Consider the following 24,628-nt stretch of genomic DNA (forward strand, 5'->3'; position numbering starts at 1 on the left):
GCAGGGCGTATAGGGTCGGACGGACACCGGAGGACCGGTGACCGCACGACACCGGCCGCTGTCCGCGCAGCCGTCCCCACCACACGGCGGCGCGGTGGCCCCAGGGGAGGAAAGGGAACCGTTGATGCGGGTCTACAACTCTTTGATCGAACTGGTCGGCAACACACCGTTGGTTCGGTTGAAGAAGGTCGCCGCCGGGCTCGCGCCGACCGTGCTGGCCAAGGTGGAGTACCTGAACCCGGGAGGATCGGTCAAGGACCGCATCGCCCTGCGCATGGTCGAGGACGCCGAGCGGCGGGGCCTGCTCAGACCCGGCGGCACCATCGTGGAGCCGACCTCCGGCAACACCGGCGTGGGTCTGGCCATCGTCGCCGCGGAGAAGGGCTACCGCTGCGTGTTCGTCTGCCCCGACAAGGTCGGCGCCGACAAGCTCGCGGTCCTGCGCGCCTACGGGGCCGAGGTGGTGGTCTGCCCCACCACGGTCGCCCCCGACCACCCCGAGTCCTACTACTCGGTCTCCGACCGCCTGGCCGCGACCATCCCCGGCGCGTGGAAACCCGACCAGTACGCCAACCCCAACAACCCCGAGTCGCACTACCACAGCACCGGCCCCGAGATCTGGGAGCAGACTGAGGGCCGCATCACCCACTTCGTCGCGGGCATCGGCACCGGCGGCACCATCAGCGGCACCGGACGCTACCTCAAGGAGGTCTCCGGCGGCCGGGTCAAGGTCATCGGAGCCGACCCGGAGGGCTCGGTCTACTCCGGCGGCACCGGGCGCCCCTACCTGGTGGAGGGCGTGGGCGAGGACATCTGGCCCAGCACCTACGACACGGGGATCTGCGACGAGATCATCGCGGTCAGCGACAAGGACTCCTTCCTCATGACCCGCCGCCTCGCCAAGGAGGAGGCGCTGCTGGTCGGCGGCTCCTGCGGGCTCGCCGTGGTGGCCGCGCTCAAGGCGGCGGCCAGTGCCGGACCCGACGACGTCGTCGTGGTGCTGCTGCCCGACGGCGGCCGCGGCTACCTCGGCAAGATCTTCAACGACGAGTGGATGGCCGACTACGGCTTCCTGGCCGCCGAGACCGAGGAGGCCACCGCGGGCCAGGTGCTGGCGGCCAAGGACGACACCCTGCCCGAGTTCGTGCACACCCACCCGCACGAGACCGTCGGCACAGCCGTGGCCATCATGCGCGAGTACGGCGTCTCACAGCTGCCGGTCATGAAGGAGGAGCCGCCGGTGATGGCCGCCGAGGTGGTGGGCGCCATCGCCGAACGCGACCTGCTCGACTCGCTGTTCAACGGCCGCGCCCAGCTCGGCGACCCGGTGGAGGCCCACATGAGCCCGCCGCTGCCGGTGGTCGGCTCCGGCGAGCCGGTGAGCCGCTGCGTGGAACTGCTCCAGGGCTCGGGCGCGGTGGTGGTTCTTGTCGACGGCAAACCCGCGGGCGTGCTCACCCGCCAGGACCTGCTGGCCCACCTGGCGGGCTGACCGGCCGCAGGAGGCGGCAGTGGCCGTGTCCCCGGGGTCGCTTCGGCGGGTGCCGGCGGCCCGGGGACACGGCCGCGGCGGGGACGCCGGGCTGCTTCGCCCGTCTGTCCGCGGGGGCGGTGGCGGGCCGCCCTGGAGGCTTGCCTGGAATGCCTCGCCGTCCCGGTCGCCCGGCTTCGCGGGCCAGACGTTCTAGAGGCGTTCGCCTCGGGCCGCCCGCACGAACGCGGCCCACTCGTCAGCGGGGAAGAACAGCGCGCCGAGGTCGCGGTTCTTACTGTCGCGGATGCCGGTGACCGGGCCTTCTGACACCTCGACGCAGGCTGACTGTTCATGCGTGTAGCTGGCGGTGTGCCACTGGCGGACCGTGGTGAGCGGTCGGGAAGCGATTCTGTTCTCAGGCATCGGTACCTTCCAGATCGGTGATCACTCGGCGGAGGAAAGCGGGGGTCTCGCCAAGCGGCAGTGCTGCCGCTTGGACGTACTCAAAGATCCGAGTGTGGTTGGCGACCTCGTTCGCGCCCTCGAAGAAGTGCCCGTTGGGCGGAACATCGATGTACCCCACCCGTTCAGTCTCTCCGAGACTCAAAAGCGTGAAGTTATAGGGCTGGGTCATGGCCTTCGACAGGGGGAGTACCTGGATGTCCAAGTGGGGACGGTCTGCCAGTTCGATGAGGTGTTCCAGTTGAGTGCGCATGACCTTCGGACCGCCGATGAGGCAGCGCAGGGCCGACTCGTCGATAACCGACCACATCTGTAACGGGTTGTCCCGTCCCAAGATGTTGGCCTGCCGCTGGATGCGTGCGTCGATCCGCTGTCTGCGTTCCTCTGGATCGCTGAGTAGTCCTCGACTCATCAGAGCGTTGATGTAGTCCGGGTGCTGGAGCAGCCCTGGAATGAGACCGACGGCGTAGTCCTGGATCTTGGTTGCCTCGTTCTCCAGACCGTAGAAGGCATTCCCCGCGACCTCCTCGTACTGGAACCACCAGGGCTTGTGCCTGCGTGCGGCCTTGGCGATGCTGATGAGTTCCTCTCGCAGGGCGTCACTGGCCTTGTACAGTCGACACAGCGCGGCGACCGACTCGGTGTTGAGTCGGACGAACCGGCCGTTCTCGATCCGGTAAAGCTTGCTGACGTCCCAGCCCATCTCATCGGCGACTTGCTCCTGGGACAGCTTTGCCTCCGCGCGCAATCGCTTGAGCTGGCTGACCAGATAGTGCCTACGCACCGGGGAGCCCTGGGTCACGACAGTCTCCTTCACTTGGCCGACCCTGCTTCTGAGTGCCGTGGCCATCATCCCATCGCACGAAATCAGACATACCTCAACAATGCAGGCTAGTTATCTTGCAAGGCTTGTAACTTACAGGGCATGCATTTAACTTGGAGTCATCCAGTCACGGAGCCCGCTGTCCTCCGGTGACTGTGCATGTCAGTCACGTCACTTCCTTGGGAGAGCCATGTCCGCATTCCTCCCGACCGACGACTCCCGCCGGTCCTTGCTCGCCCGCCTGCAAGAGGAGCTTCACCGGCTCGGGGCATCCGCCCTGCTCGCCCTGTCCGCCACCGCGCATCCGGTGCTCTACGTCCGCGTCTGGGGGCGCCTGGTTCCGGTCGTGGTGGTGCGGGACGCCTCCGGTCACCGGTGGTTCATCTGGGGGCGGACCGGTCAGGCGCCCGCCAGCCACGTGGAGGGGGCCGCCGCCGTGCTGTGCGGGCTGGAGCCCCCGCCCGCCCGGTCCCGGACCGCCCCGGTGGCCGCGCGCCGCGCCGCACGGAAGGACGCCGCCTGATGACCGACAACGGCACCGGCGAGTCCGCCTCCGGCCGCCTGTGCGCGGTCTCCGAATTCTGGGAACTGCCCGGCGATCCCGCGCTCTGCCCGGGCCTGCGCCGCCGCGTCCGCGCCAGCCTCACCGGCTTCCCGCACACCGCCGCCGACGCCGAACTCGTGGCCGCCGAACTGTTCGCCAACGCCTGCCGCCACTCCCTCAGCGGCGACGGCGGCAAGGTCTCGGTGAGCCTGTCGGGCTTGCGCACCGGCCTGGTCCTGGTCACCGTCACCGACCAAGGCCCCAAAGCCGACCCGGCCACCGGAGGGCCCCGCGTCCCCCAGGTCCGCCCGCCCGGCGACCCGCTCACCCCCGGCGGGCGCGGCCTGCGCCTGGTCGCCGCGCTCACCACCGACTGGGGCCACTGGGCCACCGACGAGGGCGGCCACACCGTCTGGGCCGTCTTCGAACCCCCGCTGCCCGCCTACGCCTACCTCCCCCACGAACCCTGACCCGACCCGGTGGCCCCCGCCCGCAGACCTCCTCCGGTTTCCGGGATTTCCGGGGGCCACCCCCTGGGCGGCAACGGGCGCGTCGTCTAGTGTTCTCCTCGGTATTACCAGCGAGTAAAGACGGAGACCCGGTGTCGCGGCTGCTTTCCTGGATGGTGCGGACGGCCTGGTCGTGGGCTCGGCGCAGGGCGGACATCCGCCACGGCTCGCGCGCCGCCGCGCGCTTCGCCTCCTACGGCGAGGGCACCTCCATCGCCTTTCCCCCCGCCACCATCTTCGGCGAACCCTGGATCGAACTGGGCTCGCACACCCTGATCGGCGCGGACATCACCCTCAGCGCCGGGTACGTGCCAGGACTCGACCTCGGCCCCCGGCCGCTGCTGACCATCGGCGACGGCTGCACCATCGGCCGCGGCTCGCACGTGGTGGCGCACCGGTCCATCGTGTTCGGCGACCACGTCTTCACCGGCCCCTACGTCTACGTCACCGACCAGAACCACGGCTACGCCGACCCCGACACCCCGATCGGATACCAGTGGCCCACCGAGGCTCCGGTCCGCATCGGCTCGGGCTCCTGGATCGGCGCGAACGCGGTGATCCTGCCCGGCGTGACCCTGGGCCGCAACTGCGTGGTCGCGGCGGGCGCGGTGGTGCGCCCCGGCGAGTACCCGGACCACAGCGTCATCGCGGGCGTGCCCGGGAAAGTGGTGCGCCGCTACGATCCGGACACCGGCTGGCACCCCCCGATGCGCGAGGACCTGGTCGTCCGCCGCGACGACGCCGACACCGAACCCGCCGCGGGGTGACCCCGCCCCCGACGCCCACCGCCCGGTGAGGAAGCGGCCACGGCGCGGAGCGGAGGAGCGGGGAAGCGGCGACCCGGTACTACTGTGGCCCCATGAGCTACGAGGGGTTTGAGACACTGGCCATTCACGCCGGTCAGGAGGCCGACGCCGAGACCGGGGCGGTGGTGGTCCCGATCTACCAGACGAGCACCTACCGCCAGGACGGCGTGGGCGGACTGCGCGGCGGCTACGAGTACTCCCGCACCGCCAACCCGACCCGCACGGCCCTGGAGGAGTGCCTGGCCGCACTGGAGGCGGGCGTGCGCGGCCTGGCGTTCGCGTCGGGCATGGCCGCCGAGGACACGCTGCTGCGCACCATCGCCAAGCCCGGCGACCACTTGATCATCCCCAACGACGCCTACGGCGGCACGTTCCGCCTGGTGTCGAAGGTCTTCGAGCGGTGGGGCCTGGCCTGGGACGCGGTCGACCTGTCCGACACCGAGGCGGTGCGCGCCGCCCTGCGCCCCACCACGGTCGCGGTCTGGGTGGAGACGCCCACCAACCCGCTGCTGAACATCGCCGACATCGCCGCGCTCGCCGAGATCACGCACGCCTCCGGCGCGCTGCTGGTGGTGGACAACACCTTCGCCTCGCCCTACCTGCAGCGCCCGCTCACGCTGGGAGCGGACGTGGTGGTGCACTCCACCACCAAGTACCTGGGCGGCCACTCCGACGTGGTCGGCGGCGCACTGGTGGTGGCCGACGCCGAACTGGGGGAGCGCCTCGCCTTCCACCAGAACTCGATGGGCGCGGTCGCCGGACCGTTCGACGCCTGGCTGACCCTGCGCGGCATCAAGACGCTGGGCGTGCGCATGGACCGGCACAACGCCAACGCCGAACGCGTCGTCAACGCGCTGCTGGGCCACCCCGAGGTGGCCTCGGTGCTCTACCCGGGCCTGCCCGAGCACCCCGGCCACAAGGTGGCGGTCGACCAGATGCGCGGCTTCGGCGGCATGGTGTCGTTCCGGATGAAGGGCGGCGCGGAGGCGGCGCTGCGGGTGTGCGCGCGGACGAAGGTGTTCACGCTCGCCGAGTCCCTGGGCGGCGTGGAGTCCCTGATCGAGCACCCTGGGAAGATGACGCACGCCTCGACCGCGGGCTCGCTGCTGGAGGTGCCCGACGACCTGGTCCGTCTCTCCGTGGGCATCGAAACAGCGGATGATCTGGTCAATGACCTGCTCCAGGCCCTGGAGCCGTAGCCGGGGGAGACGAGCGGAGAGGCCGGGAGGGAGCCGCTCCCTCCCGGCCTCTCCCACCGGGGGTGGAGATCACGCCGGGAAGCCCCGGAACTGGCCGAACCGGTTGTACTCCACCACCTTGAACAGCGCGTAGAACCGCACCAGGCGGTTGCGCTGCTCCGGGATGAAGTTGGTGGACGCCGTCTGGAGCAGCACCGCGTCCATCCCGTCGACGTCGCCGGTCGACGAGCCGTTCACGTAGCTGACGATCTCGGCGTAGGCCGACTCGTCGTCCAGCTCCAGCCAGCGGCTGATCGTCATGCCGTACGTCACTCCCTGCACGAACGCGCCCGCGCCCTGGAGCACCCGCTCCCAGTCCACCATCGGAGGACCTTCCTCTCCTGTCCGGAAACCGCGATGACCGTGACTCCAGGGGGTTGTCGGGGCTGTGCTGCTCACCCGTGGGGTCAACTCAACAGTGCGGCCGACGTCCCCGCGCAGGCAATCCCGAATTGTGGGGGTAAGCAAGTGCGGACGGCGGCCGAGAGAATAGGAGAAGCCGTTCCGTCCCGCACACCCGAGGCAGGCCCCATGCGTGTTCTTCCCGACCGAGCGGTCCTGGCCGCCCTCCCCACCCTGCTGCTGACCGCGTCGTGCGGTCTGCTGCCCGACACCGGCGCCGGGCCGCGGCCGACGCCCTCCCCGAGCCCGTCCGCCTCCCCCAGCCCCGACCTGCCGACCCTGCACGAACTGGTGCGCGCGCACATCGCCGACACCTGGGCCCAGGAGCCCGAGTACGGCGGCCGCTGCGAGGCGCTGAGCGACTCCGAGCAGCTCGACCTCGGCCAACGGAACGGAGTGTGCCTGGCCCTGTTCGCGGACTGGCAGGACAGCACGGTGTTCGCCCTCGGCCCGCCCGCCTCCGAACCGTTCGAGGCGCTGCGGTTGACCACCCCCGACAGAACGCACTGGGCACTGGCGGAGAACTTCGTGATCGAGGACCCCTACGCCCCCGGACCCGACTGGCTGACCGAGGCGATCATGGCCAAGGACGACCCCGCCCGGTGGGAGGTCACCGCGCCCACCCTCACCGGGGTCGCCGAGACCTGGCTGGCCGACCGCTACCTGCCGCTGGACTGCGACTCCACCGGCGGCGCCTACCCGGAACAGGGCGCCTGGTGTGCGCGGGTGGAGTTCCCCGACCACGAGGAGGACCCGCCCGCCGACGGGAGTTCGGTCCTGGTCACCCGCAACGGCGAGCCGGTCCACCGGCTGCTCGCGGAGCACACCGGGGACGGCTGGACCCTCACCCAGGTCGTCGCCGCCGAGCAGTGACCCGCCGGGTCACCGGCGGGAACGCCGCGACAGCAGGTCCCGCACCACGTAGGACCCCAACCGGTCGGGGTCGGGGCGGACGGTGCGGCCGCCGTTGCGGGCCACCAGGGCGGAGACGAACTCCTCCAGGCGCGGGTCGTCGGCCAGGGAGAACACGGTCAGCCGGGCGCCGCGCCGGGTCATCCGGTCGACCTGCGCCAACGTCAGCTCCGTGGTGCGGGGCGCCGGCGGGTACGAGAAGTGGGGCAGGCCGTCGTCGTCCAGGTGCGCGGTCGGCTCCCCGTCGGTCACCACCAGCACCACCGGTTCGAACTCCGGGTGCCGGTCCAGGTGCCGCCCGGCGAGCAGCAGCGCGTGGTGCAGGTTGGTGCCCTGCACCGGTTCCAGCGACAGCTCCGCCAGCTCCCGCGGGGCCAGTACCCGGGCGTGGTCGTCGAACCCGATGATCTGGACCGCGTCCTGCGGGAACCGGGTGGACACCAGCGCGTGCAGCGCCATCGCGGTCTGCTTCGCCGCCCCCCACAGGCCGCGCTGCACCATCGAGTACGACAGGTCCACCAGCAGGCACACCGCCGCCGCGTCGCGCCGCTCGGTCTCGGCCACCTCGAAGTCCTCGACGCGCAGCCGCAGCCGGCCGCCGTCCTCCGAACCGCGCCGGGCCGCGTTGGCGAGAGTGCGCACCGCGTCCAGCGGCTGCTCGTCGCCGAAGCGCCACGGCCGACTGGTCCCGGTCAGCTCCCCGGCCGCGCCCACGTCCCGGGTCTCGTGCCCGCCGGGCCGTCCCCCCGAAGCGGACAGCACGTCGCGCAGCGCCGTCTCACCGATCCTGCGCACCGCCTTCGGGGTCAGCTCCAGCCGGCCGCGCGACCCCGACAGGTACCCCTGGTCGCGCAGCTCCCGTTCCAGTTCACGCAGCCGCTCCAGCTCCTCGGCCGCCGACCGGCCCAGGGTGCGCCACACCGCGTCGACGTCGATGTCGTCCAGGTGGGCGCCCGCGTACCCCTGCCCCAGCGCCTCCTCCAGTTCGGCCAGGTCGGCGAGCTCCGCCACGGCCGTGGTGGCGTCCCCCAGCCCCAGCTCTGCCTCGCCGGCCACGTCCACGCCCCCCGACCAGACCAGGTCCGGGCGGCGGGCGCGCAACCGCTCGCCGAGCCGCTGCAGCACGTCGTCGAGCCCCGCCTCCCGCATGGCCTGGCGGCTCAGCTCCAGCAGTTCGGCGCGCTGCTCGGGGGTGAGCGAGTCCAGCAGGCGCTGGGTGGCCGCCGAGCGCCGCGCCAGCGAGTCCACGAGTTCGTCCAGGTCGCGCGGGTTGTCGGGGAAGAAGTCGCCGAACTCGGCGAGGAACCGGTCGAAGTCGGCCCGGGTGTGCTCGCCGCGGTCGTCGGCGTCCAGCATCGCGTTCAGCGCCTCCACCATCGCGCCCACCCGCCGCAGGTCCTCGGGGGTGCCGCCGGACATGGCCTGCCTCATGCCGCGGAACTGGGCGTCCAGGACCTCGCGGCGCAGCAGGTCGCGCAGGCGCTCGAAGGTCTCGCGGGCCTCGGGGGAGCGCCACCGGTAGTCGGCGAGCCGCCGGATCGCCGCGGCCGGGTCGGACGGCAGGTCGTCCAGTTCCCGCTCCCGCAGTCGCGCGTCGTCGCCCGGGTCGGGGAACAGCGCCGCGCGTTCCTGGCCCACGGCCTGGTCCAGCAGCCTGCGCGCCTCCCGCAGCGTGCCGTCCAGCCTGCCCCGGGAGCGCAGCTGCCGGCCGCGTTCCCGGATGCGGCGCACCAGGTCGTCCAGCCCGGTCAGACCGCGCGTACCGCGGCGCAGCAGGTCCCGCAGCGCCCGCGTGGGCGAGGAGCCGGCCATGACCGAACGCCCCAGCTCGTCCAGCGCGGAACGTGCGTCGTAGGGGGCGCGCAGCGGGTCGGGACCGTCGTCGTAGCGTCCGTAGCGGAATCCGCGCATGTCGCAGCCCCTCCTCGGTCAGGTCCGGTACCGCGCCCCGTCCGGCAGGGCGTCCTTGGACAGCCGCCGGCTCAGGTACAGGCCCTCCAACGCGAGTTCCACGGCCGCCGCCGCGTAGCCGGGGGCGGCCGCCGGGTCGTCGTCGCCGTCCGGGGCGACCCGCTTGACCAGCTCCGCCAGGCCCGTGAACGGGCCGACCCGCTTCAGCAGCTCCTCGGCGCCCACCAGCTCCCCCGACTCCACGGTCGCGCCGGAGGAGAAGCGCTCGGTCAGCGGCCCCAGGTCCACCCCGCCCAGCACGCGGCGGAACGTGTCGTAGACGGCGCGGCGCAGCAGGTGCTCCAGGACCGCGGCCTCGCGGCCCTCCTCGGAGACGTCGAACTCCACCTTGCCGCGCAGCACGCCCGTGACCGACGGCAGGTCGCACACGCGCGCCACCGCCCGCCGCTCGCCGGCCAACGCGGCACGGCGCTCCGCGGCGGCGGCGACCGTCTCCAGCGCCGCGATCGCGAACCGCGCCGACACGCCGGAGCGCTCGTCCACCGACGGGGACTCGCGCACCAGCCGCGTGAACCGGGCCACGGCCTCTACCAGGTGCCCGGGGACGCGCACCCCCGGCGGCAGTTCGCTCTCCTGTTCGACCAGGGCGATCTCGTCGTCGAGCTCCACCGGGTAGTGGGTGCGGACCTCCGCGCCGAACCGGTCCTTGAGCGGTGTGATGATCCGACCCCGGTTGGTGTAGTCCTCCGGGTTGGCACTGGCCACCACCAGCAGGTCCAACGGCAGCCGCAGCTGGTAGCCGCGGATCTGCACGTCCCGCTCCTCCAGCACGTTGAACAGCGCCACCTGGACGCGCGCGGCCAGGTCGGGCAGCTCGTTCAGGCAGAACACGCCCCGGTTGGAGCGCGGCACCAGACCGTAGTGCACGGTCTCCGGGTCGCCCAGGCTGCGGCCCTCGGCGAGCCTGACCGGGTCGACGTCGCCGATGAGGTCGGCGACACCGGTGTCGGGAGTGGCGAGCTTCTCGCCGTAGCGCTCGTCGCGGTGCCGCCACACGACGGGCAGGTCGTCGCCGTACTCCGCGGCCATGCGGCGGGCCTGCGGGGAGACCGGCGCGTACGGGTGGTCGTTGAGGGCGCATCCCGCCACGGCCGGACTCCACTCGTCCAGCAGGCCCGTGAGGGTGCGGATCAGCCGTGTCTTTCCCTGGCCGCGTTCGCCCAGGAGCACCACGTCATGCCGGGCGAGTAGCGCCCGCTCCAGTTGCGGCAGCACGGTCTCGGCGAACCCCACGATGCCCGGGAAGCGTTCCTCGCCGGAACGCATCCGGTGCAGAAGGTTCTCGCGGACCTCGTCCTTGACGGTCCGGTAGCGGTGCCCCGAAGCGCGCAGCGCGCCCAGGGTGTGTGGAAGGTCGACGTGATCGGGCACACGGTCGAGTCTATTCACCGGACGCCGGTTGTGGACCCCGCCGGTGTGCGGATTCCGCGCCCCGAACGGGGCCGTCCCGCGGGATGCGGCGGGATCTCCGGAATCCCCGGGGGACGGTGGGAATGTTCTGCCCGCACGGGGAACCGTCAACAGAGAGAATGGCGGTGCCCGTGAGCACACGCTCGCGGTGGACGGCGAGGAGGCGACAGTGGCCCGGTTCAGCGACGCACTGGCGACCGGGGTCGACCTGGTGAGCGCGGCCGAACGCGCGACCAGGCAGGCACTCGGTCAACTCGACGGCCCAGCCGACCTCGTCTGCGTGTTCGTCAGCGGCTTCGACCCGGAGGAGGTGGGGCTCGCCGGGGAACGCGCCATGACGCTCGCCGAGGACGCGACCACCATCGGCTGCAGCGCCGACGGCGTCATCGGCGGGGGGCGCGGCGCCGAGGGGCAGGGGGCGGTGAGCGTGTGGGCGGCGATGCTGCCGGGGGTCACCATGACCCCGTTCGAACTCGCCGCGGTGCCCGAGGGGGACCACCTCGCGGTGGTCGGAGTGCTCCAGCCCACGCCCGTGGACCGGGCGGCGCTGCTGCTGACCAACCCGTACGTCTTCCCCACGCACTCGTTCGTGCGGCGCAGCGACACGGTCCTGGGCGACCTGCCGATCGTGGGCGGCCTGGCCGACGGGGCCTACGGCGGTGACAGCGTCCGGCTGTTCCTGCAGGGCGAGACCGTGCAGGCGGGCGCCGTGGGACTGCTGATCGGCGGGGAGGGGGTGCTGGGGACGGTGGTGAGCCAGGGGTGCCGTCCCGTCGGCCCGTCCATGGCGGTGACCAAGGCCGAGGAGAACGTCCTGCTGGAGCTGGCGGGAACCCCCGCCTACGAGAAACTGGAGGAGATCGTCAGCGCCCTCAGCCCTCAGGAGCAGGAGCTGGCCGCCGAGGGGCTGCACATCGGCATCGCCATCGACGAGTACGCCGAGCGGCACGAGAGCGGCGACTTCCTCATCCGCGGGGTGCTCGAAGCCGACCCCGAGCAGGGGTCGGTCACCATCGGCGACGTCGTCGAAGTCGGCCAGACGGTCCGCTTCCAGGTCCGCGACCACGACACCGCGGACAGCGACCTGCTGGAGCGGCTGAGCCTGTTCGCCCGCGACACCGGGGGAGCGGCCGAGGGCGCCCTGCTGTTCTCCTGCAACGGCCGGGGCAGCACGATGTTCCCCTCCGCCGACCACGACGTGCGCTGCGTGCGGCAGACCCTCGGGATCGACGCGGTCGGCGGCTTCTTCGCCGCGGGGGAGATCGGCCCGGTGGCCGGACGCAACCACCTGCACGGCTTCACCGCCTGCATGCTGGCCTTCCGGGGGTGACGGCGGAGCCGTCCCGTCCGGCGGCGGCCGCGGGCGCCCGGACTACCGGGCGACCACGACCACCGTCCGCGCCATCTTGTCGTGCAGCGACTGGGCGTTGTCGTCGCCGGACGCCACGAGGCCGGAGACGAAGACGAAGAGGTGCCCCAGGCACGGCAGCGAGTGCGGCAGGCCGAATGCCGCGCTGCGCAGCGCGCTCTGTCCCTGCGACAGGGGGGCGCCGTCGGCGCTGACGACTCTCAGCCTGGTCATCATCTTGCCGGGAGTGCGGCCGGTCGCGGCGATGAAGAACCAGTCGTAGAGGAAGACGGCGACGCCCCAGCCGAAGAGGAACAGGAGGCCGAACGTGGTGTTGAAGGCGTCGGAGGTCTCCTCCATGTCCGGGTAGGCCGCGGCGATGAAGACCAGGATGCCGAAGGTGAGCAGCCACACCAGGATGTTCACGAGGAAGTAGTCGATGATCCGCGCGCCCAGCCGGTGCCCGAACCCGGCGAGGACCAGTCCGGTCGCGGGGTGGATGCGGGCGTTGGCGGGCGGTGGCGGCGCCGGATAGCCTCCGCCTCCTCCACCGGGGTGGGGGTGCGGAATCCCGTACGGCTGCTGCGGCGGGTTGTTCCAAGGGGGAGTAGTCACGCCGACATTATCGCTGGTGGCCCCAGTGGGCGCAGCCACCGGTCGCAGGCCCGGAGGGGACCGTTCCCCCGCGGGGGACGCAGGGGTCCGCCGCCGGGTCGTGCAGGGACCGGCCGCGGGAGTCCCACAGCGGCCGCAGGCGGTCGGGGGATGAAGGCGACCGCCGAAAGCGGGAGCACCGGCAGGAACAGGGGCAGTCCCAGCGCGCGGGGCACGCCCGGAGGCGTTCCGGTGCGCGCCGCGACCACCCGGACGCCCATGAGCCGTGTGCCGACGGTCCGGCCGGACCTGGCGTGGGGCGGCCACCGGTGGGTGGAGCGCACCGCGAACGCGACGGCCAGGGGACGACCACGACGGCGGCGGCAGCCGGGGACGCCGTGTCGCCGTCGGCGGAGGGGAAGGGGAGGGGACACGCGGTTCACGACACTCGCGGTCGGGGACGGGGAGCGGAGGCGGTGGTGCTGCCCCGCGGTGGCGCGGCCGGTGCGGACGAGGCGCTGTCCGCTCCCGGTCGCCCGCCCGACCCCGCACAACGCGGAAGGGGTGGCTCTCGGCCACCCCTTCCGCGTTGCGCTTTCGGGGTCAGGAGCCGCCGTTGTAGGGCACGGCGTCGATGATCTCCACCGTCGCTTCCTTGCCGTTCGGAAGCTTGTAGGTGGCCTTCTCGCCGGCCTTCTTGCCGTTGATGGCCTCACCCAGCGGGGACTTGGGGGAGTAGACGTCGATGGGCGCCCCGCTTTCCTCGCGGGAGGCCAGGAGGAAGGTCATCTCCTCGTCGTCTCCCTCGAACTTGATCGTCACCGTCATGCCGGGGCTGACCACGCCCTCGCGCTGCGGGGCCTGGCCGACGCGGGCGTTGTTCAGGACCGCCTGCAGGTGGGCGATACGGGCCTCGATCTTCCCCTGCTCTTCCTTGGCGGCGTGGTAGCCGCCGTTCTCCCTCAGGTCGCCTTCTTCCCGAGCGGCTTCGATCCGGTCGGCGATCTCGATGCGACCAGGCCCTGACAAGTACTCCAGCTCCGCGGAGAGCCGGTCGTACGCCTCCTGAGTGAGCCAGGTGACGTTGTCATCACGGGTCTCGGTCACGGCAACTCCCTCGATGGTTCTAGGGACCGCGCCGGGGCGCGGTAGATGAAATTACGAGAGTAGCACCGCGCTTTCCAAGCAGGATGACCACGGAAAACGGCACCACGGCACACATGTCTCCGCTGAGCGGAGCGTGACATGCGCACCGAGGCTGTGGTCGTGCTCGGGGGCTCGGTGCCGGTGCTCCCCGTTCTGGAGGAGCGGTTGGGAACTACTGGTTGACTGACTCGCTTGTGAAAGCTTGTTCCCTGCAGGAGACGACTTGTACCGTCGTTGCGCGACGAACTGTGTCGATCGTCGCCTCCACGTCCCGCAGGCCGCCCTCGACGGACACCTCGGTCTCCCCGACCGGGACGTGCTGGTCGTCGTAGGCGCTGATCAGACAGAGCGCCCCGGAGTCACTGGTGGTCTGGAAGGAGATGCGGGCCTCGGAGTCGGAGACGATCCGCCAGGCGAACGTCTGGTAGTGGACCTGGCCCAGGGTGTTTCCGCTGTAGCTGAACAGCGCGATCCCCCAGCCGATCGTGAAGACGACGGCGGCGATGACGCCGAGCACGAAGAAGAACGGCTGGTTGCCCAGGCGTCGCCGCGTGCCCGAGACCGGCCGGGCGGTGGGCGTGGAGTTGTCGGGCTGGGGCGGCATAAAGGAATCTCCGGGAGTGGGGCCTACGTTGTCTAAGATATCCCTGCCTCCACAGGCTCACACTCCGCCCGTGCCGTTTCGCGTCGAGCCAACGCGGAGTGGCGAACCGGCGGGGCGGTGAACGCCGTCCGACCACGACATCGAGGGGCTTCCCAATTGTCTGACCGGTTGCGGCTCATGGCCGTGCATGCCCACCCCGACGATGAGTCGAGCAAAGGCGCGGCCACCATGGCCCGCTACGTGAACGAAGGCGCGGACGTGTTGGTCGTCACCCTCACCGGTGGCGAGCGGGGATCGATCCTCAACCCCGCGATGGACCGTCCCGAGATCCTGGCCAACATCGGTGAGGTCCGGCGCCAGGAGATGGAGGAGGCCCGGCGCATCCTCGGCGTCCGACAGCAGTTCGCCGGGTTCATCGACTCCGGTCTGCCCGAGGGCGACCCCCCGCCCCCGCTCCCCGAGGGCTGCTTCGCCCTGCAGCCGCTGGAGGTCGCCGCCGAACCGCTGGTCCGCATGGTCCGCGAGTTCCGGCCGCACGTCATGATCACCTACGACGAGCAGGGCGGCTATCCGCACCCCGACCACATCATGTGCCACAAGGTCTCCGTGGAGGCCTTCGAGGCCGCCGCCGACCCGGGGCGCTACCCCGGCACCGGGGAGCCGTGGCAGCCGAGCAAGCTCTACTACCACGTGTCCTTCCCGCGGGAACGCTTCGAGGCCATCGCCAAGGTCCTCACCGACCGGGGGCTGGAGAACCCGTTCGCCGAGTGGATGGAGCGCATGGAGAAGCGCGACTCCCCGCGGTGGGAGATCACCACGCGGGTGAAGTGCGACGAGTACTTCGAGACCCGGGACCGCGCGCTCCTGGCGCACGCCACCCAGATCGACCCCAACAGCTTCTGGTTCGCCGTGCCCAACGACATCCAGCGCGAGGCGTGGCCCACCGAGGACTTCCACCTGGCACGTTCCCTGGTCGACACCGAACTGCCCGAGGACGACCTCTTCGCGGGCATCCGCGGCGCGGTGTGAGAATGGAGCCATGAACCTCTCGGCGTTCCAGTTCGCAGACTCCGTGAACGACCTGGCGACCCCCGGTCTGCTCGGATTCACCGTCATCGCGCTCATCGGCGGGGTGCTGTTCCTGCTCATGCGCTCCATGCGGCGGCACCTGGACGTCGCACGCTCGCAGGACTTCGGCACCGACCCCGTCGAGGCGGGCGCCTCCCAGCGGGACGCGCGGAACGACGCGGACGGCCGGGCGGACTGACCCGCCCGAACGGCCGGCGCGGCCCCGCCCCCGTCCGGGAGGCCGGGCCGCGCCGGCCGTTCGGGGGTGTCCCGTGCCCGTGTAGCGGGCAGAGTAGGGGACATGTCGAACCGTCTCGCCCGAGCCACCAGTCCCTACCTGCTCCAGCACGCCGACAACCCGGTGGACTGGTACCCCTGGGGGGAGGAGGCGTTCGCCGAGGCACGGCGGCGCGATGTGCCCGTGCTGATCTCCGTCGGCTACGCCGCCTGCCACTGGTGCCACGTCATGGCGCACGAGTCGTTCGAGGACGAGCAGACCGCGCGGATCATGAACGCCAACTTCGTCAACGTCAAGGTCGACCGCGAGGAGCGGCCCGACGTGGACGCGGTGTACATGGAGGCCACCCAGGCGATGACCGGGCAGGGCGGCTGGCCCATGACGGTCTTCGCCACCCCCGACGGCGCCCCCTTCTACTGCGGCACCTACTTCCCCCGCGAGCACTTCCAGCGGCTGCTGCTGGGGATCAGCCACGCGTGGCGCGCCGACCGTTCGGGCGTGGTGGGGCAGGGCAAGCGGGTGGTCGACGCGTTGAGCGCCCCCCGCCCCCTGCCCGGCGGCCCGCCGCCGACCGCCGAGACGCTCGCCAAGGCCGTGGAGCTGCTGGCGGCCGACTACGACCCCGTCCACGGGGGCTACGGCGGCGCCCCCAAGTTCCCGCCGTCGATGGTGGTGGAGTTCCTGCTGCGCCACCACGCCCGCGTCGGCGACGAGGCGGGGGCCGAGGCGCTGCGCATGGCGCGCCACACCGCCCACGCGATGGCCCGCGGCGGCATGTACGACCAGCTCGGCGGGGGGTTCGCGCGCTACTCGGTGGACGCGGCCTGGACGGTGCCGCACTTCGAGAAGATGCTGTACGACAACGCCCTGCTGCTGCGCGGCTACACCCACCTGTGGCGGCAGACCGGGGACGCGCTGGCCCGCCGGGTGGCCCTGGAGACCGCCGACTGGATGGTCGCCGAACTGCGGACCGACGAGGGCGGTTTCGCCAGCGCCCTGGACGCCGACAGCGAGGGCGAGGAGGGCCGCTACTACGTGTGGACCCGTCGGCAGCTGCGGGAGGCCCTGGGGGATGCGGACGGGGAGTGGGCCGCCGACCTGTTCGGCGTCACCGAGGAGGGCACCTTCGAGCACGGCACGTCGGTGCTGCAGCTGCGCGCCGACCCCGACGACGCGGAGCGGTACGCCCGCGTCCGCGACCGGCTGCGCCGCGTCCGCGCCGGACGGGTCCGGCCGGCCCGCGACGACAAGGTGGTCACGGCGTGGAACGGGCTGGCGATCGCCGGACTCGCGGAGGCCGGAGTCCTGCTGGACCGCGCCGACCTGGTGGAACGCGCCCGGGAGGCGGCCCGGCTGCTGGTGGAGCACCACCACGTGGACGGACGGCTGGTCCGGGCCTCGCTCGGCGGGGTCGCGGGGGAGAGCGCGGGGGTGCTGGAGGACTACGCCGACCTCGCCGAAGGGCTGCTCGTCCTGCACGCCGTCACCGGCGAGACGGAGTGGGTGGGGGTGTGCGGCGCGCTGCTGGAGACCGTGCTGACCCGTTTCTCCGACGGTTCGGGCGGCTTCTACGACACCGCCGACGACGCCGAGGCACTGTTCAACCGGCCCCGGGACGTGACGGACAACGCCACCCCGTCGGGGTGGTCGGCGGCGGCGGGCGCCCTGCTGGGCTATGCGGCGCTCACCGGCTCGACGCGGCACCGCGACGCCGCCGAGGCCGCGCTCGGGGTGGTGGCCAGACTCGCGGAGAAGGCCCCGAGGTTCGCCGGGTGGGGGCTGGCGGTGGCGGAGGCGTTCCTCGCCGGTCCCCTGGAGGTGGCGGTGGTCGGCCCGCAGGGGGACCCGGCGGCCGAGGAGCTGCACCGCGCCGCGCTGCTGGCCGCCGTGCCCGGAACGGTGGTGAGCCGGGGGGACGGCGTCGACGACGGGGGGATCGGGCTGCTGCGGGGCCGGTCGCTGGTGGACGGGAAGCCCGCGGCCTACGTGTGCCGGAACTTCACCTGCCGGCTGCCCGTCACCACCGCCGAGGCGCTGACCGCGCAACTCGCCGGAGGATGAGCGGCGGGGCGCGGAGGAGGGCGCCCTCCCGGAGCAAGCCCCCACGCAGGCTCCGGGAGGACGCGATCACGGGTGCGCGGCGGAGGAAACCTCTCGCCAGCGTGCTCCCTGTCTGATGGGATGCAGGAAACAGCCGAATGGTTTACGGACGGATACCGTGAATTCCGTCCGTTCGCCTCGCGGGCCCGCGGGCGGCGGACGACGAGAGGAGGAGCGCGTGCGGACGACCAGGGCTGCGGCGTTCCCGCTGGCCGCTGCGGCGTTGTTGGCGGCCCCGGCGTGCGGTTTCGGCACGCCCTCACAGGTGCTGCCGGGGCTCGCGCACCCGATGGCCTCGTCCGACGAGGGGTTCCACGTCTCCGACGAGGCCACCCTGCACGACTACAACGGGATCAACCTGGTGCTGCCGGACGGCTGGCACGTCGACGTCGCGGACAACTGCCTCTCCCCGCCGGGGGTGCCCCCCACGCCGGGCGGCAGCTGTCCGTCCGCGGCGCTGCGCATCCGCCCCCACGCGGCCGAGGACGGCCTGATCGACTCCCGGGGCGACGACCTGACCGATCCGGAGAAGTGGCGGCGGCCCTGGGCCTCCTGCCCGAAAGGTCCCGACTCGGGGAGCCAGATCCGGGCGGAGCACGCCGAGATCACCGAGCACGGCAGGTTCACGCTGGTCAGCGGGGAGGAGGCGAGGTACAGCGAGTGGATGGTCACCTGCACGGGCGGTGGGACGTTCCGCACGCGGGCCTGGTACGTCGCCGAGGTGGACCTGGAGTTCGACGTTCCCGCCATGTTGGACGGGGCCGCCGAGGAGTACGACGCGATCGTCCGCTCCACCGACCTGTCCCGGTACAAGACGATCTCCTGACGGCCGCGTGACGGCGCAGGGCGGGAAGGCCGTCAGGCGGACGCCCCGGGAGCACCGGCGGGAACCGGGAAGGGCGCGCAGACCCGTGTCCCGAGGCGGCGGGGGAGTCGGGTGCCCTTCCCGATGACCGGGGGCGTCACCGTGTGGACCGGGGCAGCCCGGGGAGGCCTCCCCCGTCGCCCGCACGGGCCTGCGCGGCCTGGTCAGGGAGCTGATGGACTTCCGCGTCATGGACCCGTCAGCCACGGTTCAGAGTGAATTGCGCACTATCGGAGGACAGGGCGGCGCGGAAGCCGCCGACCGGGGCGGCGAACTCAGCGTGACCGACCAGGCGGCTGCCGGGCCGTCCGGGGCTCACGACGTCAGCCGGACGCCCTCCAGGATCTCCGCCACGGTCCGGGGCTGGTGTTCGGACTGGCGGATCTCCAGGTACAGGGTCCGTTCGTGGTCGCGGTGCCGCAGGGCGGCCGCGGTGAACGCGCCTCCCGCAGGGCCGTCGGGGACGCAGTCCGACCACTGCCACAGCTCACCGTCCCAGTGGTCGTTGGTGAAGTGCTGCTGTTGCGGCTCTCCCGCACAGAGGTCGGCGGAGATCAGCAGGTCCAGGTCCGGAGGCTGGGAGTCGGCGGCGAACAGGCCGGCGAACAGGCCGGACACCTCCTGTTCGGGGTCGGGCCAGGCAGCCAGGTCGGTGGCGACCAGCAGACCCGGCTCGTGGCCGCCCGGCACGCCCAACTCCCGCGGCGACCAGCCGTTGAGCTGCATCTGGCGGACCCACGGGGTGGGGATCCGGACGCGGAGTTCGCCGCTGGAGTCGTAGACCTCCATCATCGGCAGCCGCGGGGAGGCCGCGGCGGCCGAGGTCGTCGCGAGCACCGCGGCCACCACCGCGACCGCGGCGCCCAGGCGCGTCCAGGCGGTGCGGTACCGCTGCCACCACGGCGTGGCCAGAGCCAGGTCGGGCGACATGCGGATCTCCCGGATGCGGGAGGTGAAGGTGGCCGCGTCGGGGGGACGGTCGCCGCGGTTCGGCGAGAGCGCCGACATGATCAGTTCGTCCAGGGCGGGCGGCAGGCCGGGGCGCAGCCGGCTCGGCGGGACCCGTACCGGCGGGCGCGGCGGGCGTTTTCCGGTGAGCAGTTCGTAGGCGACCGCGCCCAGCGAGTAGACGTCCGCGCGCACGTCGATGTCGCCGCCGATGACGCTCTGCTCGGGGGACATGTAGCCGGGGGTGCCCGCGGACGCGGTGAACCCGGAGGCCTCGTCGATGCTCTTGGCGAATCCCAGGTCGGCGACGAGCACCCGTTCGCCGACCGGACTGGACTGCAGCAGTACGTTGGACGGCTTGATGTCGCGGTGGATGGTGCCGTGCCGGTGCAGCACGGTGACGCCCTGGCCGATCTCGGTGAGCAGGCGCAGCGCCTCGTCCATCGGCAGGGGGCCCGCGGCGATCCGGTCGGCGACGCTGCCCCGGTCGGCGTAGGTCATGACGAAGTAGGGGCGGTCGTCGGGCAGGGTCCCGATGTCGTGGACGCGCACCAGCCACTCGGAGTCGGCCTGGCGCAGGATGCGCGCCTCCTCGACGAAACGCTGGTGGATGTCGAGGTTGTGTGCCCAGTTCTCGGCGAGCACCTTGATTGCGACCGGGGTGTCGAGCAGGTCGTCGTGTCCTAACCAGACCGTGGCGAACGAGCCCGAACCCAGTCGCCGTAGGACGCGGTAACGCCCGAAACGTTCCGGTTGTGCCACAGGTATTGCTTACCACGTCTTGGTGACGTCAACACCGTGATCCGGTCACCGGGACGGGGAACCGGGGGGTGCACCCCGTCTTCGGCGCGGAATTCTGTCACGGCGGGGTCGGGCGTCGCGGAAATGTGTCAACCTTTTTGCGGAGGTATGCGTGTAATACCTGGACGAGACTATCGTCAGTGGGGAGTGTCCGCCGTGACCCAAGCAGACCAGTCTTCCGGATCAATACATCCTGCCCCCGCCCCGGGCGAGGAGGAGTCCCTGGAGCAGTTGGCGCTGCGTGCCAAGGAGGGGGACCAGGCCGCGCTCGAAGAACTCCTGCGCCGTATCCAACCCGATGTCCTGCGCCGCTGCGCCCGCTTCCTGCCCTACCGGCAGGACGCGGAGGAGGCGTGTCAGGACGCGCTGATGCGGGTGGCCGCCAACATCCACCGGTTCCGTGGCGACTCGATGTTCACGACCTGGCTCTACACCGTGGTCTCCAACTCCGCGCGGCAGACCTACCGGTCGCTGAAGCGGCGGGCCGCGGAACTGCCCACCGAGGCCGACCGCCTCCCGCACCGCAGCGACCCGCGCACCACCAGCGTCATCGCGGGCTCGCGGATCGACCTGCTGGAGGCGCTCGACCAGCTGGAGCGCGACCGGCCCAACCTGGTGGCGCCGCTGGTGCTGCGGGACCTGTGCCAGATGGAGTACGGGGAGATCGCCGCCCAGCTCGACCTGGCCCTCGGCACGGTCAAGTCACGCATCCACGAGGGCCGCAAGCGGGTCCGCAAGGCCCTCGCGGTGAACTGAACCGCGCGGTCCCGTTCCGGCGGACCGGGGCCGGAGGTCGTCGGTGGTCCGCTTCCTTGACTACTGTTGGGGACTGACCGGCGGCCCCGAGCCCGTCGGGTGACCATGCCAGCGGTGGTGTCCCGGCCCGGTGCCGTGTCGGGGACCCGCGGTATCCGGTGCCGTGTCCGCGGCCTTGAGCGCATCAGGAGAGGTAGACCGTCCATGTGGCTGTTGCGCATCCCTCTCTACCGGCTGTACGAGCGACGTCTGGAGCGGGCGCTCAGCACGGTCGAGAAGCCCCGGCACGTGGGAGTGATCCTCGACGGGAACCGTCGGTGGGCCAAGCTCAGCGGGTTGTCCAGTCCCAGGGAGGGGCACCGGGCCGGAGCCGAGAAGATCTTCGAGCTGCTCGGCTGGTGCGACGAGGTCGGGGTGCAGGTGGTCACCCTGTGGCTGCTGTCCACCGACAACCTCTCCCGGCCGCGCGAGGAGCTGGAACCGCTGCTGGAGATCATCGAGAACACCGTGCGGCGGCTCCGCGAGGAGGGGCGGCGGGTCAACCCCATGGGCGCCCTCGACCTGCTGCCCGACTCCACCTCCCGGACGATGAAGGAGGCCGGCGACGCCACGGCGCACAACCCGGGCCTGATCGTGAACGTCGCGGTGGGCTACGGGGGGCGCCGCGAGATCGCCGACGCCGTCCGGTCGCTGCTGCTGGCGGAGGCCGCCAAGGGCACCACGCTGGAGGAGCTGGCCGAGCGGCTGGACATGGACCACATCGCCGAGCACCTCTACACCCGCGGCCAGCCCGATCCCGACCTGCTCATCCGGACCTCGGGGGAGCAGCGCCTCTCCGGTTTCCTGCTCTGGCAGAGCGCGCACTCGGAGTTCTACTTCTGCGAGGTCTTCTGGCCCGCGTTCCGCAAGGTCGACTTCCTGCGCGCACTGCGCTCCTACAGCGTGCGGCAGCGGCGTTTCGGCTCCTGACGGCTCTGCTCTCCGGGGGCGCCGGAGGGCGAGGGTCACGAGTTGTTCACGAACAGGTCGAACAAAGGTCTTGCTCTTTCAGGTGAGCGGGGTACCGTCGATAGCAGTGGCGGGGTGCGCATCCCTGCCACTCGGGAGGCCCCGACTCATTGATGCTCCTGGCACGACAGGAAACCATCACGACGGGGGCCGGTCCCGGCCCTCGCGGGGCTGGTCCCGGTCCTTGGATTCCCATGAGTCTAGGGCGCTCCGCCGCGCCCAGGGGGAGAACGAGTGGCTAGTTCCTCGACCGTTCACCGCGACCCTGCCCACCTCAGCTCCGCCGAGGGGAGCAACCGGCGCACCTACGTGCTCGACACCAGCGTCCTGCTGGCGGACCCCCTGTCGATCACCCGTTTCGCCGAGCACGAGGTGGTCCTGCCGATCGTCGTCATCACCGAACTCGAAAGCAAGCGGCACCACCCCGAACTGGGCTACTTCGCCCGCGAGGCGCTGCGCAAGCTCGACGACCTGCGGGTCGCCTTCGGCGCCCTCGACTCCCCGGTGGCGGTCAACGACCAGGGCGGCACGCTGCGGGTGGAACTCAACCACAGCGATCCCGAGATCCTGCCGGCCGGGTTCCGGCAGGGGGACAACGACACCCGCATCCTGACCGTGGCGCGCAACCTCGCCGCCGAGAACCACGACGTGGTGCTGGTCAGCAAGGACCTCCCGCTGCGGATCAAGGCGTCGTCGGTGGGACTGGCCGCGGACGAGTACCGTGCCGAACTGGCCATCGAGCACGGGTGGACCGGCATGGCGGAGCTGGAGGTGCCGGCGTACCGGATCGAGGAACTCTTCGCCCACGGCACCACCGAGATCGACGAGGCGCGCGACCTGCCCTGCCACACGGGTCTGGTGCTGGTCTCCGAGCGCGGCAAGGCGCTGGGCCGGGTGCTGCCCGACAAGTCGGTCAAGGTGGTGCGCGGCGACCGCGACGTGTTCGGGCTGCACGGCCGCAGTGCCGAGCAGCGCATCGCGTTGGACCTGCTCACCGATCCCGAGGTCGGCATCGTCTCGCTGGGCGGTCGGGCGGGCACCGGCAAGTCGGCGCTGGCGCTGTGCGCCGGTCTGGACGCGGTGCTGGAGCGCCGGCAGCACCGCAAGGTCGTGGTGTTCCGGCCGCTGTACGCGGTGGGCGGCCAGGACCTGGGCTACCTGCCGGGCACCGAGTACGAGAAGATGACGCCGTGGTCGCAGGCGGTGCACGACACCCTCTCGGCGCTGACCACGCAGGACGTCATCGACGAGGTCGTCGACCGGGGCATGCTGGAGGTCCTGCCGCTCACCCATATCCGGGGCCGCTCCCTGCACGACTCCTTCGTGATCGTGGACGAGGCGCAGTCCCTGGAGCGCGGTGTGCTGCTGACCGTGCTGTCGCGGCTCGGCGAGAACTCCCGGGTGGTGCTCACCCACGACGTCGCGCAGCGTGACAACCTCCGGGTGGGCCGCTACGACGGGGTGGTCGCCGTGATCGAGAAGCTCAAGGGGCACCCGTTGTTCGCGCACATCACGCTGACCCGTTCGGAGCGCTCCCCGATCGCCGCGCTGGTCACCGAGATGCTGGAGGGCTGACCGCCGTCGGTTCCGGGCGCCCGGCCGGGGTTCCGGTCGGGCGCCATCTTTTTTGGACGCAGATGCCGTGGGATTGGTTGTCGGAAAAATCCCCATAGATAATGTGATCCATGTCACCCACGGTTCTGGTGTTACGGACCTGAGATCATGCGGCAAGGTTGATCCTGTTCCGTCAGGTGCCCCGAGCGCGCATCCCGCAGACGTCTGCGGTGACTCCCCGAACACACCGCGCGCGGTGATCTTCCGGCGACACGGCGGCCGGTGGCCCAGGCCAGTCCGCCCGTCGCCCCCGACATCGACTCCGAAAGATCCGGGGCACGTTCGAGCGCATGCGAGGCCACCGGGCATGCGACCGTCGAAAGGCCGATCCTTGCTGAAGAACCGGATTTCGCTGCGGCTCGCCACCGCGGCAGGGACGGCGGCGCTCACCGTCGCGGGCGCGACGTTCGGCTTCTCCGCCTTCGCCGCCGACACCGGCGCCGCGCCGGAGCAGGCCGCCTCGGCCGCCGTCCTGCCCAACGAGGCGGACGCAGAGCCTTTCTTCCCCGACAACGGCGAGGGGATCCCCGCAGGCCGGCTCGAACAGGCCAGCAGCCAGCGCGACCAGGCACTGGGCCAGGCCCTCGCCACGGCCAACGGCACCCTGGAGGAGGAGAAGGAGGAGGAACCGGAACCGGAGCCCGAATCCATCCCCACCGGAGACCCCAGGGGGATCGCCCAGGCCATGCTCGCCGACTACGGGTGGAGCGCCGACCAGTTCAGCTGCCTCGACTCGCTGTGGCAGCGGGAGAGCAACTGGAACCACCTGGCGCAGAACCCCAGCTCCGGTGCGTACGGCATCCCGCAGGCGCTGCCCGGCAGCAAGATGGCCAGCGCCGGAGCCGACTGGCAGACCAACCCCGCCACCCAGATCAAGTGGGGGCTGGGCTACATCCAGGACCGCTACGGCAGCCCGTGCGCGGCCTGGGAGCACTCGCAGAGCGTCGGCTGGTACTGACCCGTCCCGCCGCATCCTGGACACCGCGC

General features: G+C 71.5%; 24 protein-coding genes. 15 read left to right on the top strand and 9 right to left on the bottom strand.

The features are described from left to right. Window positions 1–124: 124 nt before the first annotated feature. Window positions 125–1,492, top strand: coding sequence for a cystathionine beta-synthase (locus FOF52_RS20090; RefSeq protein ID WP_248591449.1), 1,368 nt, complete (start codon window positions 125–127; stop codon window positions 1,490–1,492). A gap of 192 nt (window positions 1,493–1,684) precedes the next feature. Here FOF52_RS20090 and FOF52_RS20095 read toward each other — a convergent pair whose 3' ends face one another. Beyond that, window positions 1,685–1,897, bottom strand: coding sequence for a DUF397 domain-containing protein (locus FOF52_RS20095; protein ID WP_248591450.1), 213 nt, complete (start codon window positions 1,895–1,897; stop codon window positions 1,685–1,687). Further along, window positions 1,890–2,738 carry a helix-turn-helix domain-containing protein gene (locus FOF52_RS20100; protein WP_248591451.1) on the bottom strand — a complete coding sequence of 283 codons (849 nt, stop codon included), beginning with the start codon at window positions 2,736–2,738 and terminating at the stop codon, window positions 1,890–1,892. Before FOF52_RS20100 ends, FOF52_RS20095 begins: the two co-directional genes overlap by 8 nt. A 211-nt stretch (window positions 2,739–2,949) precedes the next feature. Between FOF52_RS20100 and FOF52_RS20105 the strand changes: the two genes are divergently transcribed. The 4 genes from FOF52_RS20105 to FOF52_RS20120 all read left to right on the top strand — a co-directional run bounded on the left by FOF52_RS20105 (window position 2,950) and on the right by FOF52_RS20120 (window position 5,817). Next, window positions 2,950–3,282 (top strand): hypothetical protein, encoded by a 333-nt coding sequence (locus FOF52_RS20105; RefSeq protein ID WP_248591452.1) that lies wholly within the window; start codon window positions 2,950–2,952, stop codon window positions 3,280–3,282. Next, on the top strand, window positions 3,282–3,773 hold the full coding sequence (locus tag FOF52_RS20110) for an ATP-binding protein (RefSeq protein ID WP_248591453.1): 492 nt from the start codon (window positions 3,282–3,284) through the stop codon (window positions 3,771–3,773). Before FOF52_RS20105 ends, FOF52_RS20110 begins: the two co-directional genes overlap by 1 nt. Before the next feature lie 131 nt (window positions 3,774–3,904). Beyond that, window positions 3,905–4,579, top strand: a complete 675-nt coding sequence (locus FOF52_RS20115; RefSeq protein WP_248591454.1) for an acyltransferase — start codon at window positions 3,905–3,907, stop codon at window positions 4,577–4,579. 92 nt (window positions 4,580–4,671) lie between these two features. Next, window positions 4,672–5,817 carry a cystathionine gamma-synthase gene (locus tag FOF52_RS20120; protein WP_248591455.1) on the top strand — a complete coding sequence of 382 codons (1,146 nt, stop codon included), beginning with the start codon at window positions 4,672–4,674 and terminating at the stop codon, window positions 5,815–5,817. 69 nt (window positions 5,818–5,886) lie between these two features. Here FOF52_RS20120 and FOF52_RS20125 read toward each other — a convergent pair whose 3' ends face one another. Continuing rightward, window positions 5,887–6,180 carry a hypothetical protein gene (locus FOF52_RS20125; RefSeq protein WP_248591456.1) on the bottom strand — a complete coding sequence of 98 codons (294 nt, stop codon included), beginning with the start codon at window positions 6,178–6,180 and terminating at the stop codon, window positions 5,887–5,889. 207 nt (window positions 6,181–6,387) lie between these two features. Here FOF52_RS20125 and FOF52_RS20130 point away from each other — a divergent pair, with 207 nt between their 5' ends. Continuing rightward, complete coding sequence (locus FOF52_RS20130; protein ID WP_248591457.1) at window positions 6,388–7,131, top strand: hypothetical protein; 744 nt, start codon at window positions 6,388–6,390, stop codon at window positions 7,129–7,131. Window positions 7,132–7,140: 9 nt separating this feature from the next. Here the strand turns inward: FOF52_RS20130 and FOF52_RS20135 are convergent, their stop codons facing one another. Both FOF52_RS20135 and FOF52_RS20140 read right to left on the bottom strand, forming a co-directional pair. After that, entirely contained in the window at window positions 7,141–9,081 is a 1,941-nt protein-coding gene (locus FOF52_RS20135) for a vWA domain-containing protein (RefSeq protein WP_248591458.1), read from the bottom strand. 18 nt (window positions 9,082–9,099) lie between these two features. Then, window positions 9,100–10,512: a sigma 54-interacting transcriptional regulator gene (locus tag FOF52_RS20140; protein WP_248591459.1), complete on the bottom strand. Its 1,413-nt coding sequence runs from the start codon at window positions 10,510–10,512 to the stop codon at window positions 9,100–9,102. A 208-nt stretch (window positions 10,513–10,720) separates the two neighbouring features. Between FOF52_RS20140 and FOF52_RS20145 the strand changes: the two genes are divergently transcribed. Next, window positions 10,721–11,881, top strand: a complete 1,161-nt coding sequence (locus tag FOF52_RS20145) for an FIST signal transduction protein (protein ID WP_248591460.1) — start codon at window positions 10,721–10,723, stop codon at window positions 11,879–11,881. Window positions 11,882–11,923: 42 nt separating this feature from the next. Here FOF52_RS20145 and FOF52_RS20150 read toward each other — a convergent pair whose 3' ends face one another. The 3 genes from FOF52_RS20150 to FOF52_RS20160 all read right to left on the bottom strand — a co-directional run bounded on the left by FOF52_RS20150 (window position 11,924) and on the right by FOF52_RS20160 (window position 14,243). Next, window positions 11,924–12,514, bottom strand: coding sequence for an RDD family protein (locus FOF52_RS20150; protein ID WP_248591461.1), 591 nt, complete (start codon window positions 12,512–12,514; stop codon window positions 11,924–11,926). A gap of 582 nt (window positions 12,515–13,096) precedes the next feature. Continuing rightward, entirely contained in the window at window positions 13,097–13,600 is a 504-nt protein-coding gene (gene greA, locus FOF52_RS20155) for a transcription elongation factor GreA (RefSeq protein ID WP_248591462.1), read from the bottom strand. A 211-nt stretch (window positions 13,601–13,811) separates the two neighbouring features. Then, the gene (locus FOF52_RS20160) at window positions 13,812–14,243 is read right to left on the bottom strand and encodes a DUF4307 domain-containing protein (protein ID WP_248591463.1); all 432 of its coding nucleotides are present in this window, start codon (window positions 14,241–14,243) and stop codon (window positions 13,812–13,814) included. Window positions 14,244–14,399: 156 nt separating this feature from the next. Here FOF52_RS20160 and mca point away from each other — a divergent pair, with 156 nt between their 5' ends. From mca to FOF52_RS20180, 4 genes are all read left to right on the top strand, one after another. Then, window positions 14,400–15,272, top strand: coding sequence for a mycothiol conjugate amidase Mca (gene mca, locus FOF52_RS20165; RefSeq protein WP_248591464.1), 873 nt, complete (start codon window positions 14,400–14,402; stop codon window positions 15,270–15,272). Window positions 15,273–15,282: 10 nt separating this feature from the next. Beyond that, window positions 15,283–15,510, top strand: a complete 228-nt coding sequence (locus FOF52_RS20170) for a hypothetical protein (protein ID WP_248591465.1) — start codon at window positions 15,283–15,285, stop codon at window positions 15,508–15,510. A gap of 102 nt (window positions 15,511–15,612) precedes the next feature. Beyond that, a complete protein-coding gene (locus FOF52_RS20175; protein ID WP_248591466.1) occupies window positions 15,613–17,610 on the top strand; it encodes a thioredoxin domain-containing protein in 1,998 nt (665 codons plus the stop codon). Between the two features lie 217 nt (window positions 17,611–17,827). Further along, on the top strand, window positions 17,828–18,475 hold the full coding sequence (locus FOF52_RS20180) for a hypothetical protein (RefSeq protein WP_248591467.1): 648 nt from the start codon (window positions 17,828–17,830) through the stop codon (window positions 18,473–18,475). A 354-nt stretch (window positions 18,476–18,829) separates the two neighbouring features. Here FOF52_RS20180 and FOF52_RS20185 read toward each other — a convergent pair whose 3' ends face one another. Further along, window positions 18,830–20,224, bottom strand: a complete 1,395-nt coding sequence (locus FOF52_RS20185; RefSeq protein ID WP_248591468.1) for a serine/threonine-protein kinase — start codon at window positions 20,222–20,224, stop codon at window positions 18,830–18,832. Window positions 20,225–20,419: 195 nt separating this feature from the next. On the opposite strand from FOF52_RS20185, the gene FOF52_RS20190 reads away from it, so the two are divergent. The 4 genes from FOF52_RS20190 (at window position 20,420) to FOF52_RS20205 (ending at window position 24,599) form a co-directional block, all read left to right on the top strand. Continuing rightward, window positions 20,420–21,019, top strand: coding sequence for an RNA polymerase sigma factor (locus FOF52_RS20190; RefSeq protein WP_248591469.1), 600 nt, complete (start codon window positions 20,420–20,422; stop codon window positions 21,017–21,019). 204 nt (window positions 21,020–21,223) lie between these two features. Then, complete coding sequence (locus tag FOF52_RS20195) at window positions 21,224–21,988, top strand: isoprenyl transferase (RefSeq protein WP_248591470.1); 765 nt, start codon at window positions 21,224–21,226, stop codon at window positions 21,986–21,988. Between the two features lie 348 nt (window positions 21,989–22,336). Beyond that, window positions 22,337–23,602 carry an RNA 5'-3' helicase PhoH2 gene (locus FOF52_RS20200; protein ID WP_248593949.1) on the top strand — a complete coding sequence of 422 codons (1,266 nt, stop codon included), beginning with the start codon at window positions 22,337–22,339 and terminating at the stop codon, window positions 23,600–23,602. A gap of 346 nt (window positions 23,603–23,948) precedes the next feature. Then, window positions 23,949–24,599: an aggregation-promoting factor C-terminal-like domain-containing protein gene (locus tag FOF52_RS20205; RefSeq protein ID WP_248591471.1), complete on the top strand. Its 651-nt coding sequence runs from the start codon at window positions 23,949–23,951 to the stop codon at window positions 24,597–24,599. Window positions 24,600–24,628 lie beyond the last annotated feature (29 nt).

Origin of the sequence: Thermobifida alba (assembly GCF_023208015.1) — a bacterium.
Lineage (GTDB): Bacteria > Actinomycetota > Actinomycetes > Streptosporangiales > Streptosporangiaceae > Thermobifida > Thermobifida alba.

What these genes read in the sequence shown, in the direction of transcription:
- FOF52_RS20170 (WP_248591465.1), top strand. Translation starts at nt 15,283, where the DNA reads ATGAACCTCTCGGCGTTCCAGTTCGCAGACTCCGTGAACGACCTGGCG.
- FOF52_RS20175 (WP_248591466.1), top strand. Translation starts at nt 15,613, where the DNA reads ATGTCGAACCGTCTCGCCCGAGCCACCAGTCCCTACCTGCTCCAGCAC.
- FOF52_RS20110 (WP_248591453.1), top strand. Translation starts at nt 3,282, where the DNA reads ATGACCGACAACGGCACCGGCGAGTCCGCCTCCGGCCGCCTGTGCGCG.
- FOF52_RS20105 (WP_248591452.1), top strand. Translation starts at nt 2,950, where the DNA reads ATGTCCGCATTCCTCCCGACCGACGACTCCCGCCGGTCCTTGCTCGCC.
- FOF52_RS20095 (WP_248591450.1), bottom strand. Translation starts at nt 1,897, where the DNA reads ATGCCTGAGAACAGAATCGCTTCCCGACCGCTCACCACGGTCCGCCAG.
- FOF52_RS20130 (WP_248591457.1), top strand. Translation starts at nt 6,388, where the DNA reads ATGCGTGTTCTTCCCGACCGAGCGGTCCTGGCCGCCCTCCCCACCCTG.
- FOF52_RS20160 (WP_248591463.1), bottom strand. Translation starts at nt 14,243, where the DNA reads ATGCCGCCCCAGCCCGACAACTCCACGCCCACCGCCCGGCCGGTCTCG.
- FOF52_RS20205 (WP_248591471.1), top strand. Translation starts at nt 23,949, where the DNA reads ATGCGACCGTCGAAAGGCCGATCCTTGCTGAAGAACCGGATTTCGCTG.
- FOF52_RS20135 (WP_248591458.1), bottom strand. Translation starts at nt 9,081, where the DNA reads ATGCGCGGATTCCGCTACGGACGCTACGACGACGGTCCCGACCCGCTG.
- FOF52_RS20090 (WP_248591449.1), top strand. Translation starts at nt 125, where the DNA reads ATGCGGGTCTACAACTCTTTGATCGAACTGGTCGGCAACACACCGTTG.
- FOF52_RS20195 (WP_248591470.1), top strand. Translation starts at nt 21,224, where the DNA reads ATGTGGCTGTTGCGCATCCCTCTCTACCGGCTGTACGAGCGACGTCTG.
- FOF52_RS20120 (WP_248591455.1), top strand. Translation starts at nt 4,672, where the DNA reads ATGAGCTACGAGGGGTTTGAGACACTGGCCATTCACGCCGGTCAGGAG.
- FOF52_RS20125 (WP_248591456.1), bottom strand. Translation starts at nt 6,180, where the DNA reads ATGGTGGACTGGGAGCGGGTGCTCCAGGGCGCGGGCGCGTTCGTGCAG.